This window comes from Acinetobacter sp. 12966, assembly GCF_031196995.1.
GTDB lineage: Bacteria > Pseudomonadota > Gammaproteobacteria > Pseudomonadales > Moraxellaceae > Acinetobacter > Acinetobacter geminorum.
The window spans coordinates 48,238-65,535 of the sequence record NZ_JAVIMC010000071.1; the positions used below are offsets into that span (position 1 = coordinate 48,238).

Consider the following 17,298-nt stretch of genomic DNA (forward strand, 5'->3'; position numbering starts at 1 on the left):
TATACGCTATACTCTAGGTCAATTTTGTTTTTTAATTTTTTTAGGTGACTTGTGGAACGCTGGTTAGAGTTTATGGGGAATCACCCCATTTTGTTTGGTACGCTCGGAGTCTTGATCGTGTTGTTCTTCATTTTTGAAGGTCAACGTAATGGTCGTAAAATTTCTCCACAGTCGCTTGGTATTTTAGTGAAAGCGAAAAATGCTCTTTTGATTGACTTACGCGATAGCAAAGATTTCCGCGAAGGTCACATTAGTGGCAGTCGCAATATTCCATATAGCCAAATCGCAAGTCATGCTGACGAATTAAAAGCAAGTGACCGTCCATTGGTATTTATTTGCAACTTGGGGCAAGTTGCTGGAAGTGCTTTGCAAAAAGTTGCTCACCACGATAGCTATCGTCTTGATGGTGGTATCAGTAACTGGAAAGCACAAGGCTTACCTCTTGTTAAAAGCAAACCAAAAGCTTAAGGAGAATTATCATGGCTGCAAATGTCATTGTTTACTCAACTTCTGTATGCCCGTATTGTGTTCGTGCTAAACAGTTACTTGAGCGTAAAGGTGTTGCTTATAAAGAAGTAAATCTTTCTGTTGAAGCACCAGAAGTACGTGTTGAATTAATGCAACGCACAAATCATCGTACTGTCCCACAAATTTTCATTAACGATCAGTTTATCGGTGGTTTTGACCAACTTTATGCTTTAGAGCGTGAAGGTAAACTCGACGAATTATTGGCTTAACATCGCATCCATATTAAGGAAAAAACAATGAGCGAAGAACAACAAGTTCAACCACAATTAGCTTTAGAGCGTATTTATACAAAAGATATTTCTTTTGAGGTTCCAGGGGCGCAGGTTTTTACTAAACAATGGCAACCCGAACTTAATATCAATCTTTCTTCTGCTGCAGAAAAGATTGACCCAACTCACTTTGAAGTTTCTTTAAAAGTTGTGGTACAAGCCGATAACGACAACGAAACAGCGTTCATTGTAGATGTAACTCAATCAGGTATTTTCTTGATCGACAACATTGAAGAAGAGCGTTTACCTTATATTTTAGGCGCATACTGCCCAAATATTTTGTTCCCGTTCTTACGTGAAGCTGTAAATGATTTAGTAACTAAAGGTAGCTTCCCACAGTTACTTCTTACTCCAATCAACTTTGATGCAGAGTTTGAAGCTAATATGCAACGTGCTCAAGCTGCTGCTGTTGAAGGTCAAGCTTAATTTTTTTAGCTTCTCCTTTTAATAAAAAAACCGCGTATTACGCGGTTTTTTTATGTGTGCTATTTAGATTAGTGAGTGAAGCTGAATAGACGGAAACTGGAAGCCACGGCAAGATAACTCTGAACGCCATGCTACGGTTAATATCATATTGCCAGCAATAAAATTTTGATAAGCAAATGTACCATTCAGTGGATGAGAACAGACTCCTCCCTGATCTGTAGGATGTGCCTGAGTATTTAACGTATTTAAATCTAAACGTATACCTAGTCCTGAGGCTTTTAAAACAGCTTCTTTAATGGTCCAGACTTTGAACCAATATTCTCTATCTTGTTCTAAGCTTAGCCATGTTTCATATTCATCGGGATGAAAGGCATGTTTTGCTAGAGCATCTAGGCGTACATTCCGATCAAGTTCCTCAACATCCACACCAATATCTTTAACATGTTCGCTCATGGCTAAAGCGTAGTATTGTTGGCTATGTGAGTGATTAAAATGCAAAGTGTGATTCAATAAATAAGGTTTACCATGTTCATGCTTGGCAAACTCTAACTCCGTTGAAGTGAGTTGTAGTTTCTCTGCAATCAGTTTATTTTTAACATTCTGTATTTGTTGTTTTTTATAATGATTAAATGTACGGAAGTCGGGAAAATCTTGTTGTTCTTTATTTAAAAACTTATTAAGTTTTACTATATAAACATCTATATATTTACTATTCATCCTATTAATCCGAACCCTTCATAACTCAAAGCTAAAATTAACAACGTGCCTATAAATTATTAGCTAATAAAATAAAAAACCCAAAGAAAACTTTGGGTTTTTGGACATTAAAAAACTTAACGGTTAAATTTTTTCTCTGCTTTCTTAAATTTCTGAATATAACGACGACGACGTGCAGCAGTACGTTCATCAACCTGACTCTTACGACCTTCAAATGGGTTTTCAGAAGTTTTAAAGTCAATACGAACTGGCGTACCTTCAAGTTTATATACTTTACGGAACACGTTTTCTAAGTAACGGCGATAATCGGCAGGTGTCTTATCAACCTTATTACCATGGATGACGATAGTCGGTGGGTTCTGTCCACCCATATGCGCATAACGCATTTTAATACGACGACCGCTAATCATTGGCGGTTGATGAGCTTCTGTCGCATCACTCAAAATTTGAGTCAATTTAGCTGGTGATACTTTTAAGTTCGCAGACTCGTAAGCACGGTGGATAGAAGGATATAAATCACCTACCCCAGTTCCATGTAAAGCAGAAATTAAATGGATTTTTGCCCATGGAATAAAGTCAAAACGACGCTCAACATCAAGCTTACATTGCTTGCGGTCGTATTCAGACATGTTATCCCATTTGTTGATGGCAATAACCATGGCACGACCAGCTTCAAGTGCATAGCCAATTAAATGTAAGTCTTGCTCAACAATACCTTCACGCGCATCGACTACAACCACTACAACATGTGCATCTTTCATGGCTTGCAAAGTTTTAACAATTGAGAACTTCTCAATCATTTCATCAACTTTACCTTTACGACGCACACCTGCTGTATCAATTAAAGTGTATTTACGTCCTTCACGCTCAAAAGGAATGTAAATAGAGTCACGAGTTGTTCCTGGTTGGTCAAATGCCACCACACGGTCTTCACCAAGCAAACGGTTGACCAGTGTTGACTTACCAACGTTAGGACGACCAATAATTGCTAAACGTAAACCAGTATCTTTGTCATGCTCTTCTGGATTTTCATCTTCTGGAACTTCTGCAAGTACATCTTCCAGCATTTGCTGTACACCACGACCATGGCTAGCGGCAACTTGTAATGGTTCACCCATACCAAGTTTGTAGAACTCAACCAAAGCTGCTTCAGCATGAACACCATCTACCTTGTTCGCAACAAGATAAATTTTCTTGCCTAAAGTACGTAGTTCACGAGCAATTTGCTCATCAGAAGCTAACAATCCAGCACGAGCATCAACCACAAAAATAATAATATCTGCTTCGTTGATCGCTGTTTTTGACTGCTCGGCCATGTAGTTATCGATACCGCCTTCGCTCTCACCGATACCACCAGTATCAACAACAATGAAAGACTTATTTTGATAAGTCGCATCACCATATTTACGGTCACGAGTCAGACCCGCGAAGTCGGCTACAAGTGCATCACGACTCTTGGTAATCTGGTTAAATAACGTTGATTTTCCGACATTCGGACGACCAATGAGCGCAATAACGGGTTTCATACAATAACCTTAATTCAAGACCAGCCATATCTCATGGCATGAGCATTAGAAACAATACAGGAGATATATTTTAAGGTCAGATATGACCATAATAAAAGACGGGGCTTTGAACTGATTTAATTCAAACACCCCGATATTTTTTAACAGCGTAATTTGTTAAGCGGCTATTTTAGCACAAGCAAACGAAATTAACGATTCTGCCAAATACTTAAATCGCCTTTTCTGGTCGAAACGTAAAGTTGGTTCTCAATAACACGTAATGTATTGACCTCACCACTTGTTTTTGAACGACCAATCAGCTTACCTGTTGCAGGATCAACAAGATGTAATACGCCATCTAAATCACCAACAATAAGGTCCGATCCCAACACAACAGGGTTACTTAAATGACGGTTTAATAAACTATCATTTTGCCAAACTTGTTCGCCTGTCGTTAAATCATAAGCAGTTAACTTACCATCAGTTGATGAAACAAATACTTTATTGTCATAAACTTCCGGACGCTTTGTGCTGCTTGAATCTTCACTCCAAACTACACGTTGAGAAGCTAGATCCGTTACAGTCACTTGTCCTTGGAAACTAGTAGTTACCATAAACTGTCCAGCAACAGTAGGATCGCCATCGATATCAATCAAACGTTGAATATCAGAACGACCTTCACTTACCGCAACACGACGTTGGAAACGTGGAATACCACTAATTGTATCAATTGCATAAACATAAGCATTCGCAGATGCGATTAATACGGTACGTGGGTCAAGGCTCACAGGTGATGCTTGACCACGTAAACTAAATTGGACATTTGGTAATTTATAAGCCCAAACTTGCTGGCCTGAAGCAGCATCATGCGCAAATACAGTACCGTCGTTTGCAATCGTAATCACGCGTCCAGACTGAACTAAAGAAGGACTTAATAGTGCACCAGATAACTGCGCAGTCCACTTTTGTTCACCTGTTGCCTGATCTAAAGCAAAAAGTTGGCCTTTACTATTACCAACAACAACAATTCCCTCAGCAGCTTCCACTCCAGAGCTCAAGCCTAATTTGCTGACTTTTTTCTCCCAAATGCGTTGCTTGCCACGATATGCAGCGACCTCACCTTTTGGGTCAAGCGTAAAGACCACGCCCTCACTTGCATCAAGCTGCAAACGTAACGGATCTGCCTTATCTGTAGAAGAAACACTGCGCGAAAACACGGGTACTAGAGTCTTTTTCGACTCAGTCAATTTCGGTAGTGGATTTGGTTTTGCTTCTTTTACTTTGTTGCTAGAACATCCCACCAGTACAGCTGATGCGATTGCAATTGCCAAAGGCAGTTTGAATTTCTGATTCATTAAGACTCTTCCACCTGTGTTTCCAAAATTGGGCGCTCAATCTGTGGATCTTCAACTAAAACGCCAACACTTTCGAGTTTAATTTGTAAAATTTGTCGTTCTTGTTTACGTTCCAGTAACGAATCCCATGCAGCTTGATACGCTTTTTTAGCAGAATCAATATCTTTCTTAGCAACAAAGATATCGCCACGTAACTCTTCTACTGTTGCTTTAAACGCAGGATCGACGTTACCAGACAAAGTTTTCAGTGCTTCATCATATTTGTTTTGCGCCAATTGTGCATCTGCTAAACGCAATTTTACAACCTGAATCAAACCTTCATCTTTTACTTTTGAATTTTCGACTTTCTTCAATGCTTTTTCAGCAGCAGCATAGTCTTGTTTTTCATAAGCTAATTTTGCTAATACAAACTGAGTCTGTATCGCCTGAACAGAATCGATATCATCTTTTACGATTTTATCTGCCGATGCTGTTACCGAACTTAAGGCATTAGGATTATCAGCACTTGCATTTGCTTCATCCATTAACTGCTGTACTTTTGCAGTTTCTGTCTGGCTGCTCGCAAGATTTCTTTTTTGCCAGTATTCCCACCCAAAAAAGGCAATCAATGCAATGAGAATCCCGCTAATCATGGCAGAACCATATTTTTTGGCGAACGACTTTAAGCTGTCGAATTGTTCTTCATCACTTAAGCTCATGTGATTGTCCTTTTCCAGATGTTTCAGTTTATTTTGTAAATTTTTCGATTAAGAATGGTACAAGCTCAGCCAGCGCAACTTGAGATTGCTCAGCTGTTGCTAACTCTTTGATAGCAAGCTGCTGTGCTTCCCATTCACGCTCACCTAAAATCATGGCGTAAACAGCCCCAGCCTGATCAGCTTTTTTCATCTGACTCTTCATGCTGCCTTGTGAACCTGTTTTGATTCGAATACTGCTATTTGCAGCTTCTAACTGGTCACGTAATTGCTCCGCTAAAATCAAAGCTTTAGTTTGATAAGCAGGTTCTGCAACCAAGAAGACTTCACAATCACGAATAACTTGAGCCTGTTCAACCTGCTCAACCAGAAGCAATAAGCGCTCCATCCCCATCCCAAAGCCAACAGCAGGTACAGATTGATCCGGCTTACCTTTTAGCTGACCAACTAAACCGTCGTAGCGACCACCGCCACACACAGTACCTTGCGAACCAAGTGCAGTTGTTGTCCATTCAAAAACGGTTTTGTTGTAATAGTCCAGACCACGCACCAATTTTTGATTAATGACAAATTTAACACCCGCAGCAGTCAAACAATCTTGTAATTGTTGGAAGTGACTTAAACTATCTTCTTTCAAAAAGTCATATAATTTCGGCGCATTTTCTAGAATTTTCTGAGTCGATTCAATTTTAGAATCTAAAATACGTAATGGATTTGTTGTTAAACGACGCTGTGAGTCTTCATCCAACGCATCTTTATGCTCGTTTAAAAACGCAACTAAAGCATTACGATACTCTGTACGCTCATCTTTTTCACCCAAAGTATTCAACTCAAGTTGAACCATGTGATCAACGCCCATACGTTTCCATAAGCGAGCTGTCATCAAGATAACTTCAGCTTCAATATCAGGAGTCGCAACACCGAAAGTTTCTACACCAAATTGGTGGAACTGACGGTAACGTCCTTTTTGTGGCTTCTCATAACGGAACATAGGTCCCATATACCACACGCGTGGCGTAGCACCGCGCAACAAATTATGTTCTACCAAAGCACGAACACAACCTGCTGTACCCTCCGGACGTAAGGTTAATGACTCTGGTGGATTGCCTTTATCGAAAAAGGTATACATTTCTTTTTCAACAATATCGGTAGCATCACCAATAGCACGTTTAAACAAGCCCGTTTGTTCAACGATCGGCAAACGAATTTGTTGATATCCATAAGCATCCATTAAAGATGCTAAATGTTGCTCGAGACGTCTCCACGCTACTGTTTGCGTTGGCAAGATGTCATTAAAACCTTTGATTGCGACGATTGAACTCATGATGAACTACGAATAATTTCTTTAGATTTAGCTTCTTCAAGCTCTTGGACACGTTGACGAACCATTGTTTCGATTTCATCAACCAATTGATCGGTATCGATTAAATGGCTTTTTTCACCATTACGATAAACCAATGAGCGAGGCGCAGCCCCAACAACCCCGATGTCAGCTTCTTTTGCTTCACCCGGACCATTTACTTTACAGCCAATTACCGACACATCCATTGGAGTACGAATATCTTCTAAACGCTCTTCCAATGCTTGCATTACCTGAATAACATTAAATTCTTGGCGAGAGCAACTTGGGCAAGCAATAAAGTTAATCCCGTTAGAGCGAAGCCCTAGCGACTTTAAAATATCAAAACCAATCTTGATTTCATCTTCCGGTTCGGCTGCAAGCGAAATACGCATCGTATCGCCAATACCCTCCATCAACAATCCGCCAAGGGCAATCGCTGACTTCACAGTACCTGTACGGTAAATACCAGCTTCAGTCACACCTAAATGTAAGGGGTTATCAATTTGTTTTGAGAGTAAACGATAAGCATCCATGGTTAAAAACACATTTGATGCTTTTACGCTGACTTTAAATTCATGGAAGTTGAGACGATCTAAAATATCAATATGACGTAGTGCTGATTCGAGCAGCGCCTCACCAGTAGGTTCGCCATATTTCTTTTGTAAATCTTTTTCTAGAGAACCCGCATTGACCCCAATACGCATAGAAATGCCATGATGACGCGCCGCAGCAACGACTTCACGCACTTTCTGATCTGAGCCGATATTACCTGGGTTAATACGTAAACAGTCTGCACCATAATCTGCAACAGCTAGAGCAATTCTATGGTCAAAGTGAATATCAGCCACTAATGGAACTGAAACACGTTTACGGATCGCGCCAAATGCCTCAGCAGCCTCCATAGATGGGACCGAAACACGCATAATATCAGCACCTGCATCAACGCAACGCTCAATTTGAGCAACGGTTGCATCGACATCGCAAGTTTCGGTATTTGTCATACTTTGCACACTAATAGGTGCATCGCCACCGACATACACCGAACCAACACGGATTTTGCGTGTTGGTCGACGTTTAATTGGGTTCTCTATCATTGTATCGCTCAACTCATGGTATTAGCGGGATAAACGGAATTCTGCTTTACCGTTTACCGTATATGGAGACAATGAAATCTGTTCTTGGTTTAGACTTAATGACACAGCTGTTGCATCATCAAGACGAATCTGAAATGGAGACTCACCATTTAAACTTAAAGTTGATGACTGACGACCTGTCGCCAAAACTTTACCTGTTGCATCAACAATATGAACAGAAGTTGGTCGGTTAAAGTTTAACACCAATTGGTCACCCACTGTTGAGATGGTAGCCCCTTGCACAGGTAAAACTTCAACATTCGATTGATTTACTTTAGGTAAATCAGCATCTTCTTTGTTTGAAGTCCATTTTTGGACACCCATAACAAGCAATGACACAACAGCAAGAATTACAACAGCAAGAAGTGCGCGCTTTAACCATTTCTTATTACGATCACTATTAGAACCCGGGAGTTTACCCATGATTTTAATTGGCGAATTATTTAAGGCATGATTTGGTAACAGCCCAGTATCATTTGCATAAATCTCATCGAAACGCTGAATAATTGCCGTCGCGTCCGTATTTAAATATTTTGCATATGAACGGTAATAACCCTTAATGAAAGTCGCTTCCGGCAATGATTTATAGTCATCTTGCTCTAAAGCGGTCAAGGTCTTAACCGGCATATTTAAATCTGAAGAAACTTGCCCTAACTCTTTATTCTGAGCAACTCGAATTTGACGTAAATACTCACCAGGACGTTGAATATTTCCTAAAGCAGAAGTCGGTAAGCTTGAGCCAGTTGGCTGCTGTGAATTAGGATTTATTTCCATACGGCCTCAGTACTATACTGTAATTGCAAATAACGTTGATATTCTGGACTTTCCGGGAACAAAGCACGTAACTGGTTTACTAACACTTGCATTCCCATTTTATCCGCATTGGCTCGAGCCACTCTTACACCAATCCAAAGTGCTCTTGCACCCTGATTTTTCTGCCCCACTGTACGAACATATTGCTCATACATTTGTGTAGCAGCCGGAATCTGCTGCTGCAAATAAAAAATTTCCGCTAACTCTAACATTGAAATATAAGAGTCACGGTTAGCAAGGAGTGCTTGTTTGAATGTTTTTTCAGCATTCGCAACATCACCCAATTTTAAATAAATACGCCCCAGATTTTCTAATGCCTGATAGCGTTGGTCATAACCTAATGTTGCACCAGCAATACGAAATTGCTCAACCGCATCATTATAACGCTCCATTTGATATAAATAAGTACCATAATTATTATGTGCTTGAGCATTATCCGGTTCAGATGAAATTGCTCGTTTGAAATAATGTTCTGCTTTTTCTAAATTGGGTTTGCTACCTTCTTGCTGTAGCAAAATACCCATCATCATATTTGCAGTAGCATCGCGGCTATCTACACTTAAAGCTTGATCAAGAGCTCGCTTTGCTGAGTCCAAGTCACCCGAACGGATATGTTCAGCAGCAAGTTGTGCACGCACCTTTACCGCTTTCTCTGGGTCTTTTTTTTGCGTATGCGTTGTCTGACAACCACTTGCCAGAAATGCAACTGCCATCCCCATACATAAGACCGTTTTTAACTTTGGAATACTCAAAGCCTGCCCTCAATTTATCCTTGTGTACGCAAAATCTCTTGTCGCTGTGTGACTTTTTTCTGCCACTGTTCAGCACGACGGGTTCTGTCAGCCACTTGACCCACTAACTGCCCACATGCAGCGTCAATATCATCACCACGTGTTTGACGAATCGTACACACAAATCCCGCATCAGACAAAGTTTTTTGGAACGAGATAATACGATTTCGGCTTGAGCGACCATATGGCGCATGAGGGAACGGGTTAAATGGAATCAAGTTAATTTTACTTGGTAAATTTTTTAATAATTTAATCATTTGCTGTGCATGTTCAGGCTGATCATTTACGCCTTCTAACATCACATATTCAATCGTTACATGTTTACGCGTACTTTCATTACCATCTTTGGCAATATAACGCTGACATGCTGCAATTAACTGAGCCAATGGATATTTTTTATTAATTGGCACAAGCTCATTACGTAATTCATCGTTTGGCGCATGTAAAGAAATGGCTAAAGCGACATCAATGTCTTTTGCAAGCTGGTCAATTTTCGGTACAACACCCGACGTTGATAAAGTCACACGACGTTTTGACATGCCATAAGCAAAGTCATCAAGCATAATCTGCATTGAGCTTAATACGGCATCATAGTTGAGTAATGGCTCACCCATACCCATCATCACGACATTGGTCACTGAACGCTCACGCTCGGCAACAGGCACTTCTTCCATATAAGAATAGTTTGCCATCCAGAGTTGCCCAATAATTTCATCTGGCGTTAAATCACGTTGGAAACCTTGCTTACCTGTTGAACAAAATGAGCAATCTAATGCACAGCCCACTTGAGAGGAAATACAAAGTGTTTTACGTAATCCAGTTTTATCTTCGGCAGGAATTAATACAGTTTCAACTAAAGAACCTGCACCCTCACCTACGCGAAACACCCACTTACGTGTACCATCTTTTGAATAATGACGGTGAACCACTTCAGGTGCTTTAATTTCACAAATCTGCTCAAGCTTCGCACGTAGTTTGCCTGAAATATTGGTCATTTCAGCAAAGTCAGTAACAAAGTATTGATGTATCCATTTCATGACCTGTCCGGCACGAAACTTCTTCTCACCAATATCTTCAAAGAATTTTTCTAACTCAGGACGAGACATGCCGAGTAAATTCACTTTATTTTCGGCAGCAGGGATTACCGGCGTGGACGAAGATTGCTGCTGTCCATCAAGATTTTCAGATGAAACGACCACTGCAGAACTCATGTGTATTTACCTAAACCATGTCAAAAAACTGAAGATATTGTTCAAGAATCAAACAATATTCTCTTAAGAGAATAAAAAAACCAGATAAGTAGTATACCACTTATCTGGTTTGAATGCTTTCGATTAACGAGTGCGTGGGCAGATCTCGTTGTCAGCAAAGAAGTAAGCAATTTCACGCTCTGCAGAAGCAACTGAGTCAGAACCGTGAGCAGCGTTTTCGTCGATGCTTACAGCGAAGTCAGCACGGATAGTACCAGGAGCAGCTTCTTTAGGGTTTGTAGCACCTAAGATTTCACGGTGTGCAAGAACTGCGTTTTCACCTTCAAGAACAGATACTACAACTGGACCAGAAGTCATGAATGCAACTAAGTCACCAAAGAAACCACGTTCTTTATGCTCAGCATAGAAACCTTCAGCATCAGCTTGAGAAAGGTGTTTCATTTTAGTCGCAACAATTTTTAAACCCGCTTTTTCAAAACGAGCAAAAATTTCACCGATGTGGTTTTTAGACACTGCATCAGGTTTTACGATAGACAAAGTACGTTCAATAGCCATGAGTGGCTCCTTTATTTTAAGATTTAAACTTTAAAAAATTTGCCGCATTATACCGATGTCATAGGCAATAATCAGCTTTGAATGTGTAAAAGTTGCGATTTTTTCTACTGTTTTTAGCGAACTTCGTCTATCCAGGCCATCTGAATGCCTTCTAGCAATCCTTCTGTCGATTTATTTGGGTCATCGCTGAAGTCTGGCAATGCGCACACCCATGCATGTAAATCGGTAAAACGGATCCATTGCGGATCAACTTCTGGATGTGCTTCTGACAATTCAATGGCAATATCAATCGTATCTGTCCAACGTAAGCCCATAGCGGCTCCTATCTGTTTAATCTGCTAAATCACGAACTGTGTACTTTAGCAAATCCACAAACCTAATCGATAGCTTAAGCTGATAAAAATTACCGATGCTTATAAAGCAATGTTCAATAATGGCGCCACAAAAATAATCATAGCCGCGACCGCTGCACCAATTAGCGCACCAACAATCACATCACTTGGGTAATGAAGACCCAGTACCATACGAGACAAAGCGACAAGCACCATAAATGGGAACATGGCTGCAAGCAGAACTGGCTGGATGTAACCCAATACAATTGTCACCATGACCGCATGAAGTGTGTGGCCTGATGGAAAACTAAAATGATCAAGCGGTCTTTCACCGAGCACAATCACCTGATGCACCTGATAAGGACGTGGCCGCGTGGTTTTATGTTTTAAGAATTTATAAATTGCTGTGCCGACAGAACCACCTAATAACAAGTAGATGATTTGCAAACTATAGGTAATGCCTTGCATACCCCACACGATTGCCAACATTAGATACCAAAACGGACCATCACCAACACGACTGATAATTTTGAAAAAAAGGGCAACACGCTGTGAGTGAGAGAAATTGTTCAGATATAAACAGCCTCTCAAGTCTAAATCGAGTATTTTTATTTTTGCATTCTTAAATTTCATGGTCATTCTCCTATCTTAGGATACTTAGGTGAAGTCCAACGAGGGCTCCTTCACTACCTGATAAAATGCCTGCTCCAATTGCTGAACCGGAAGTTGCCAACCGCTTTGCTGTACTTTATGACAGGCTTGTACGCCCATTTCTCTAAGTTGTTGTACCGAAGGAAGCTGATAAATTTGTTGTATAAAGTGGTTTTTTTGTCCAAGTGGGCTTAACCAGCCATTCACACCATGTGTTAAGTATTGATGTGCACATGCATAATCATACGCTATAACTGGTAAACCGCTTGCCATTGCCTCTAAAACTACGTTACCAAACGTTTCAACTTGACTCGCAAATACAAATACATCTGCACTCGCATAGGCCACCGCCAAATCTTGACCTCTCAGACTTCCGGTAAAGATAACACCCTTCGCTTCAGGTAGTGACTTTAAACGAGCAAAATCTGGGCCATCTCCCACAATAACTAATTTAGTTTTATGTGGCTGAATGCTTTGCAGGTTCGCGTAACTTTCAATAAGTACTTGCACTTCTTTTTCAGGAGACAAACGCCCCACATAAAGCATAACGCGAGTATTCTCATCAGCATCCCATTGTTTTCGCAAATTTTCAGAGCGATGCTTCGGTGAAAATCTTGTTGTATCTACGCCACGCCCAACGACAACCAGTGGACAAGTAATACCGAAACCTCGTAATGCTTCTTGAGTATCTTTACTCGGCACACAAGTTACTTGAGTGTTATTGTGAAACCAGCAAAGATATTTTTGAATCGGTTTGACTAAAAAAGCCAAATCGAAGAATCGACTAAAGTCTTGAAATGGTGAATGAAAGCCACTAGAAACTGGAATAGCTTTTGCCTTAGCAGCTTGCATGGCAGTTAAACCTAATGGCCCTTCAGTCACAATGTGCACGACATCTGGGACAAACTTTTCAAAAGCTTTCGATACTTTTAAATATTGTGGCCAACCAAACTGTAAAGTTGGATACTTGGGAATCGCCTGTGACATAACCAAGCATTCTTGCTCTGGTGTAAAGTCATGGCATTTTGCTTTTTGCTCTGGGCGAATCAGTAAAATCTTATGCCCCTGTTTTTGTAAACCTTGGCATAACTGTAATAATGATAGTGCCACACCATTGATTTCGGGTGGCCAAGTTTCCGTCACAATCGCAATTTTTAAACGTGGGCGCACCAAATCATGCAATGAATGTGCATTAGATAGCTGCTGCTTTTGTTTAAAAAAGAATTGGAAGCTTTCAGGAAGTTGCTGTTGTTTTAATAGTGCTGTCGCGTATGAACTTTGCATAGCGCCATCCATCAATGTATTTATTTTCATGCTTAAAGATTAAGCAGTTTTTTTGACATTTTGATGATAAATGCATGACAGTTTACTGACATGAAAAATAAAAAAAGCATGCTGATGACAGCATGCTTTTTTCTTAAATCCTAGTAACTCTTAGCGATTTTGCAATTTTGCATAATCCATGAGCACATTAGCAGCTTCAGTAACAAAAGTTTCTTCTTCTGGTAACGCTGGACGTTGCGATGCTTTCATTTTAGCGCGAGATTCAGCTAGAGCATCTAATGAAGCTTGATAGCTTTCCCAGTTTGCAAAAGGCTTTTGACCCGTTGCAGCACGGCGTTCATTCTCTGCATCTAAAGTTTGTTTCTCTAAACCAAGCAATTCAGCACGGCGCTTATCAATATCAAGTACAACTTGTTTTTGATCACTCGTTACCTTAGCAATCGCAGTACGTTTATTTAGATATTTAAACTGAGCGTCATTGGCAACACGTTGTTCAGAGAATTGAGACAGCTTCGTAACATATGGTTGAACAGAACCTTCGCGCTTAAATGGTGCAGTAGGAATTGTGTCCCACTTCAATGCATTCTTCGATTTACGCTCACCAAACTCTTCGTTATAGATATCGACGAGTTTAATGTCTGGCACTACACCTTTATTTTGTGTACTACCACCAGTAATACGATAAAACTTACGCTGAGTTAAAGTCGCTTGACCATATGCAAGAGTATCAAGTTGTACCTGAGCTGTACCCTTACCAGTTGTTGTACTACCAATAATAATACCGCGCTCATAATCTTGAATTGCAGCAGAGTAAATCTCACTTGCTGATGCCGATGCCAAGTTCACCAATACCGCGAGTGGACCTGTATAAATTTGCTGACCACCATCGTTATCTTCAAACACGCTTACGTTGCCATTGCCATCACGAATTTGTACAACCGGACCAGACTTAATCACCTGCCCCAACATACGTGCAACTTCTTCTAATGAGCCACCTGGGTCATTACGTAAGTCAATAATAATACCTTCTACTTTCTTCGCTTTTAGCGCTTCAAAAGCATTTGCAGTATCTTCAGAGACTGAACGGTATTGTTTACCCGCACGACGTGAACGATAGTCAAAATAGAATGATGGAATTTCGATTACGCCCAATACATGCTTTTTACCATCACGTGTTACTTCAACTGTGCGTGAACGAACACCAGCATCTTCTTCCTGGATAACATCACGTACTAAAGTCACATTACGAGCCTGACTCATTGACGCACCAGCACCAAGAAGTTTTAGCGTGACTTTCGTTCCACGTTTACCACGAATGAGTCCAACAATTTCAGAACTAGTCCAGCCAATCACATCAACCATTTTCTCGCCTTCTTGGGCGACACCAATGATTCGATCTCCTGATTTCACTTGACCAGACTTACTTGCAGGACCACCTTCTACAATGGTTTCAATCTTTGTGTAATCTTCGTTGCCACGTTCTGGACGAATCGACACCCCAATACCTTCTAGTTGCAAAGTCGTTTGGCGATTAAGTTCGATCGCATCAATTGGCGGGTAATAGTTACTATGTGGATCATAGGTCGCCAACATTGCATTTAATGTTTTGTCCAAGACGTCATCGCTTTTTACACGACTAATTCTTTCAAGCTGACGTGTATAGCGTTTAGTTAACGTTTGAGCTGGCGTTAAATCTTCTGGGCCAGTTAAGTCTTGCCCATTTGCAAGTGAAGGATTCTCTTTAAGCGCTTTTTGTTTCGCCTGCTCTTCTTCACGGCTAATGGTTAAGTTGATTAACTGTGAAACCAACATTTTGCGCCAATGATTTTGTTGCTCAGCAGTCGTTTTAAAATACGGTGCTTTTTCACGATCAACTTCAATATAGCTATTTGGCTGCTTTAAATTTTGCTGTTGTTTTAACTCAGCTAACATGAACTCATAAAATTGTTTTAAGCGTTCCCGATATTGCTGATGAATTGCAAACGGTCCAGTTAAATTCCCCGCTTTTAATGAAGCACCAAAATTTGAACCATATAGTTTTTTATAATTTTGAACTTCAGAATCTAAAAATAGTGAGTGATCTGGATCAAGACTATCTAAATACATATCCAGAATACGATTTGATGTGGTCGCATCCAGACGCATATTTAAATAATGTTGACGATCAACTAAAGTTGCCAGTTGGCGAGCCACCAAAGCCTGTTCTTGCGTTGGCTGAATTGATTGAGAAACCGCAGCAGTATTGGTTGCCGCTCTCGCTTCATTCATCGTATGAGAGAAGAATAAACCGCCAGTCGCGATCGCTACTGCACAAGCTATAGTTTGAAGTTTCATAAATTTTTAATACTTCCTTGGGTGTTCCTATCTTACACGCTCTGTTTTCGATATGAACTAAGCAGATTCAAAATCTTAACCAACTAAATTGTTTATACCGTGTAGTTTTATCATATTCTGTACTGACAAAATGTAGCAAAACATTGCAAAATTCGCTTATTGTTTTTCAATCAAAATTCAAATGGAACCAATATGATTGGCGCATTGATGCTGGACATCGCCGGCACAGAACTTACTCAAGAAGATATTGAACTATTACGCGCTCCGCAAGTCGGTGGCATGATTTTATTTGCACGAAATATTGAATCTCCACAACAAGTGCGTGCTTTAACCGACCATATGCGTCAAATTCGCCCAGATATTTTGATTGCTGTTGACCAAGAAGGTGGCCGAGTTCAGCGCCTAAGATCAGGTTTCACCCTATTACCAGCCATGGGTCGTTTCGGAGAGTTATATTTAACTCAACCCCAAAAGGCTCTTCAATTAGCTGATCAATGCGGTTGGTTAATGGCAACTGAAGTTCTTGCTGTCGGCATCGATTTCAGTTTTGCGCCAGTTCTAGACCTGAATGCTATTAGTGATGTAATTGGTGACCGTGGCTTCTCTAAAAATATTGATGATATTGCCCCGCTTGCAGGCGCATTTATGCAAGGTATGAAAAAAGCCGGCATGGCAAATACAGGCAAGCACTTCCCGGGTCATGGTTCAGTAAAAGCTGACTCTCATGTTGCGGCCGCAATCGACAGTCGTAGCTATGACGAAATTTACAACCATGATATGCAAAGCTTCATTAAGCTTATGCCTCAGCTAGATGCGCTCATGCCTGCACATGTGATTTATGATCAAGTTGATCCAAATCCAGCAGGTTTTTCACCTTTCTGGATTCAAGAAGTTCTACGCAAACGTTTGAATTTTAATGGTGTACTTTTCTCTGATGACTTAAGCATGCAGGCTGCATGTGTCGCAGGTGGTGCAGATGCTCGTATTCAGGCTGCTCTAGCGGCTGGGTGTGACATGGGGCTGGTGTGTAATGATCGAAGTGCAGCCTGTATAGCGCTCGAAGGTATTACAAACTTAGCACTGCCAAATCAACAGCGTTTAGAACGCATGCGTGGCCAAATTCCACAAATTCAGATTGGTGAAACTTTATCGCTTGGAAATGAGTGGCAAGCTGTCAAAACAGCCATTGAAGAGTTTAAAAATTCATTCTAAATTACGGATACGTGGAAGCGTCATCTGCAACCTGCGTAGTTCTTAAATAAGTATTGTATTTGCAATATATAAGACAAATGGATGCATCTAACAGGTTTTGCAGATGACAATGGTTTTGGTTACTTTTCCCGAAAGAAAAGTAACT

At 40.5% G+C, this 17,298-nt stretch carries 18 protein-coding genes; 4 read left to right on the forward strand and 14 right to left on the reverse strand.

The genetic code is table 11. From position 1 onward, the window contains the following. Positions 1–51: 51 nt before the first annotated feature. The 3 genes from RFW85_RS11120 to secB are packed head-to-tail and all read left to right on the forward strand — an operon-like array spanning position 52 to position 1,223. Complete coding sequence (locus RFW85_RS11120) at positions 52–468, forward strand: rhodanese-like domain-containing protein (protein WP_000443006.1); 417 nt, start codon at positions 52–54, stop codon at positions 466–468. Between the two features lie 11 nt (positions 469–479). Then, positions 480–737 (forward strand): glutaredoxin 3, encoded by a 258-nt coding sequence (gene grxC / locus RFW85_RS11125; RefSeq protein ID WP_002114715.1) that lies wholly within the window; start codon positions 480–482, stop codon positions 735–737. Between the two features lie 27 nt (positions 738–764). Next, the gene (gene secB / locus RFW85_RS11130; protein WP_002115005.1) at positions 765–1,223 is read left to right on the forward strand and encodes a protein-export chaperone SecB; all 459 of its coding nucleotides are present in this window, start codon (positions 765–767) and stop codon (positions 1,221–1,223) included. A gap of 63 nt (positions 1,224–1,286) precedes the next feature. On the opposite strand, the gene RFW85_RS11135 is transcribed toward secB, so the two are convergent. From RFW85_RS11135 to RFW85_RS11200, 14 genes are all read right to left on the reverse strand, one after another. Beyond that, positions 1,287–1,940: a 4'-phosphopantetheinyl transferase superfamily protein gene (locus tag RFW85_RS11135; RefSeq protein ID WP_170247646.1), complete on the reverse strand. Its 654-nt coding sequence runs from the start codon at positions 1,938–1,940 to the stop codon at positions 1,287–1,289. A gap of 116 nt (positions 1,941–2,056) precedes the next feature. Next, on the reverse strand, positions 2,057–3,466 hold the full coding sequence (der, locus tag RFW85_RS11140) for a ribosome biogenesis GTPase Der (protein ID WP_005066184.1): 1,410 nt from the start codon (positions 3,464–3,466) through the stop codon (positions 2,057–2,059). 188 nt (positions 3,467–3,654) lie between these two features. After that, complete coding sequence (gene bamB / locus RFW85_RS11145; RefSeq protein ID WP_017385738.1) at positions 3,655–4,800, reverse strand: outer membrane protein assembly factor BamB; 1,146 nt, start codon at positions 4,798–4,800, stop codon at positions 3,655–3,657. After that, a complete protein-coding gene (locus RFW85_RS11150) occupies positions 4,800–5,498 on the reverse strand; it encodes a tetratricopeptide repeat protein (RefSeq protein ID WP_170247645.1) in 699 nt (232 codons plus the stop codon). Before RFW85_RS11150 ends, bamB begins: the two co-directional genes overlap by 1 nt. Before the next feature lie 28 nt (positions 5,499–5,526). Next, on the reverse strand, positions 5,527–6,819 hold the full coding sequence (gene hisS, locus RFW85_RS11155) for a histidine--tRNA ligase (protein WP_170247644.1): 1,293 nt from the start codon (positions 6,817–6,819) through the stop codon (positions 5,527–5,529). Continuing rightward, positions 6,816–7,931: a flavodoxin-dependent (E)-4-hydroxy-3-methylbut-2-enyl-diphosphate synthase gene (gene ispG, locus RFW85_RS11160; RefSeq protein WP_002115078.1), complete on the reverse strand. Its 1,116-nt coding sequence runs from the start codon at positions 7,929–7,931 to the stop codon at positions 6,816–6,818. The genes hisS and ispG overlap by 4 nt, the downstream gene beginning before the upstream one ends. A 21-nt stretch (positions 7,932–7,952) precedes the next feature. After that, positions 7,953–8,744 (reverse strand): helix-turn-helix domain-containing protein, encoded by a 792-nt coding sequence (locus tag RFW85_RS11165; RefSeq protein ID WP_170247643.1) that lies wholly within the window; start codon positions 8,742–8,744, stop codon positions 7,953–7,955. After that, positions 8,735–9,535, reverse strand: coding sequence for a type IV pilus biogenesis/stability protein PilW (gene pilW, locus RFW85_RS11170; protein WP_216076484.1), 801 nt, complete (start codon positions 9,533–9,535; stop codon positions 8,735–8,737). Before pilW ends, RFW85_RS11165 begins: the two co-directional genes overlap by 10 nt. A 14-nt stretch (positions 9,536–9,549) precedes the next feature. Continuing rightward, positions 9,550–10,785, reverse strand: a complete 1,236-nt coding sequence (gene rlmN, locus RFW85_RS11175; RefSeq protein ID WP_002115097.1) for a 23S rRNA (adenine(2503)-C(2))-methyltransferase RlmN — start codon at positions 10,783–10,785, stop codon at positions 9,550–9,552. A 123-nt stretch (positions 10,786–10,908) separates the two neighbouring features. Further along, complete coding sequence (ndk, locus tag RFW85_RS11180) at positions 10,909–11,340, reverse strand: nucleoside-diphosphate kinase (protein ID WP_000963851.1); 432 nt, start codon at positions 11,338–11,340, stop codon at positions 10,909–10,911. Between the two features lie 113 nt (positions 11,341–11,453). Then, positions 11,454–11,654, reverse strand: coding sequence for a Fe-S cluster assembly protein IscX (gene iscX / locus RFW85_RS11185; RefSeq protein WP_004698764.1), 201 nt, complete (start codon positions 11,652–11,654; stop codon positions 11,454–11,456). Between the two features lie 99 nt (positions 11,655–11,753). Further along, on the reverse strand, positions 11,754–12,305 hold the full coding sequence (locus RFW85_RS11190; RefSeq protein ID WP_032054389.1) for a phosphatase PAP2 family protein: 552 nt from the start codon (positions 12,303–12,305) through the stop codon (positions 11,754–11,756). 24 nt (positions 12,306–12,329) lie between these two features. Beyond that, entirely contained in the window at positions 12,330–13,619 is a 1,290-nt protein-coding gene (locus RFW85_RS11195) for a glycosyltransferase family 1 protein (RefSeq protein WP_130173286.1), read from the reverse strand. A 138-nt stretch (positions 13,620–13,757) separates the two neighbouring features. Then, positions 13,758–15,941 carry a carboxy terminal-processing peptidase gene (locus RFW85_RS11200; protein WP_086265035.1) on the reverse strand — a complete coding sequence of 728 codons (2,184 nt, stop codon included), beginning with the start codon at positions 15,939–15,941 and terminating at the stop codon, positions 13,758–13,760. Between the two features lie 192 nt (positions 15,942–16,133). Between RFW85_RS11200 and nagZ the strand changes: the two genes are divergently transcribed. Continuing rightward, entirely contained in the window at positions 16,134–17,153 is a 1,020-nt protein-coding gene (gene nagZ / locus RFW85_RS11205; RefSeq protein WP_170247642.1) for a beta-N-acetylhexosaminidase, read from the forward strand. The last annotated feature ends 145 nt before the right edge of the window (positions 17,154–17,298 follow it).

Coding starts and splice junctions, on each gene's coding strand:
- grxC (WP_002114715.1), top strand. CDS start 480: ATGGCTGCAAATGTCATTGTTTACTCAACTTCTGTATGCCCGTATTGT.
- secB (WP_002115005.1), top strand. CDS start 765: ATGAGCGAAGAACAACAAGTTCAACCACAATTAGCTTTAGAGCGTATT.
- RFW85_RS11135 (WP_170247646.1), bottom strand. CDS start 1,940: ATGAATAGTAAATATATAGATGTTTATATAGTAAAACTTAATAAGTTT.
- der (WP_005066184.1), bottom strand. CDS start 3,466: ATGAAACCCGTTATTGCGCTCATTGGTCGTCCGAATGTCGGAAAATCA.
- bamB (WP_017385738.1), bottom strand. CDS start 4,800: ATGAATCAGAAATTCAAACTGCCTTTGGCAATTGCAATCGCATCAGCT.
- RFW85_RS11150 (WP_170247645.1), bottom strand. CDS start 5,498: ATGAGCTTAAGTGATGAAGAACAATTCGACAGCTTAAAGTCGTTCGCC.
- hisS (WP_170247644.1), bottom strand. CDS start 6,819: ATGAGTTCAATCGTCGCAATCAAAGGTTTTAATGACATCTTGCCAACG.
- ispG (WP_002115078.1), bottom strand. CDS start 7,931: ATGATAGAGAACCCAATTAAACGTCGACCAACACGCAAAATCCGTGTT.
- RFW85_RS11165 (WP_170247643.1), bottom strand. CDS start 8,744: ATGGAAATAAATCCTAATTCACAGCAGCCAACTGGCTCAAGCTTACCG.
- rlmN (WP_002115097.1), bottom strand. CDS start 10,785: ATGAGTTCTGCAGTGGTCGTTTCATCTGAAAATCTTGATGGACAGCAG.
- ndk (WP_000963851.1), bottom strand. CDS start 11,340: ATGGCTATTGAACGTACTTTGTCTATCGTAAAACCTGATGCAGTGTCT.
- iscX (WP_004698764.1), bottom strand. CDS start 11,654: ATGGGCTTACGTTGGACAGATACGATTGATATTGCCATTGAATTGTCA.
- RFW85_RS11190 (WP_032054389.1), bottom strand. CDS start 12,305: ATGAAATTTAAGAATGCAAAAATAAAAATACTCGATTTAGACTTGAGA.
- RFW85_RS11195 (WP_130173286.1), bottom strand. CDS start 13,619: ATGGATGGCGCTATGCAAAGTTCATACGCGACAGCACTATTAAAACAA.
- RFW85_RS11200 (WP_086265035.1), bottom strand. CDS start 15,941: ATGAAACTTCAAACTATAGCTTGTGCAGTAGCGATCGCGACTGGCGGT.
- nagZ (WP_170247642.1), top strand. CDS start 16,134: ATGATTGGCGCATTGATGCTGGACATCGCCGGCACAGAACTTACTCAA.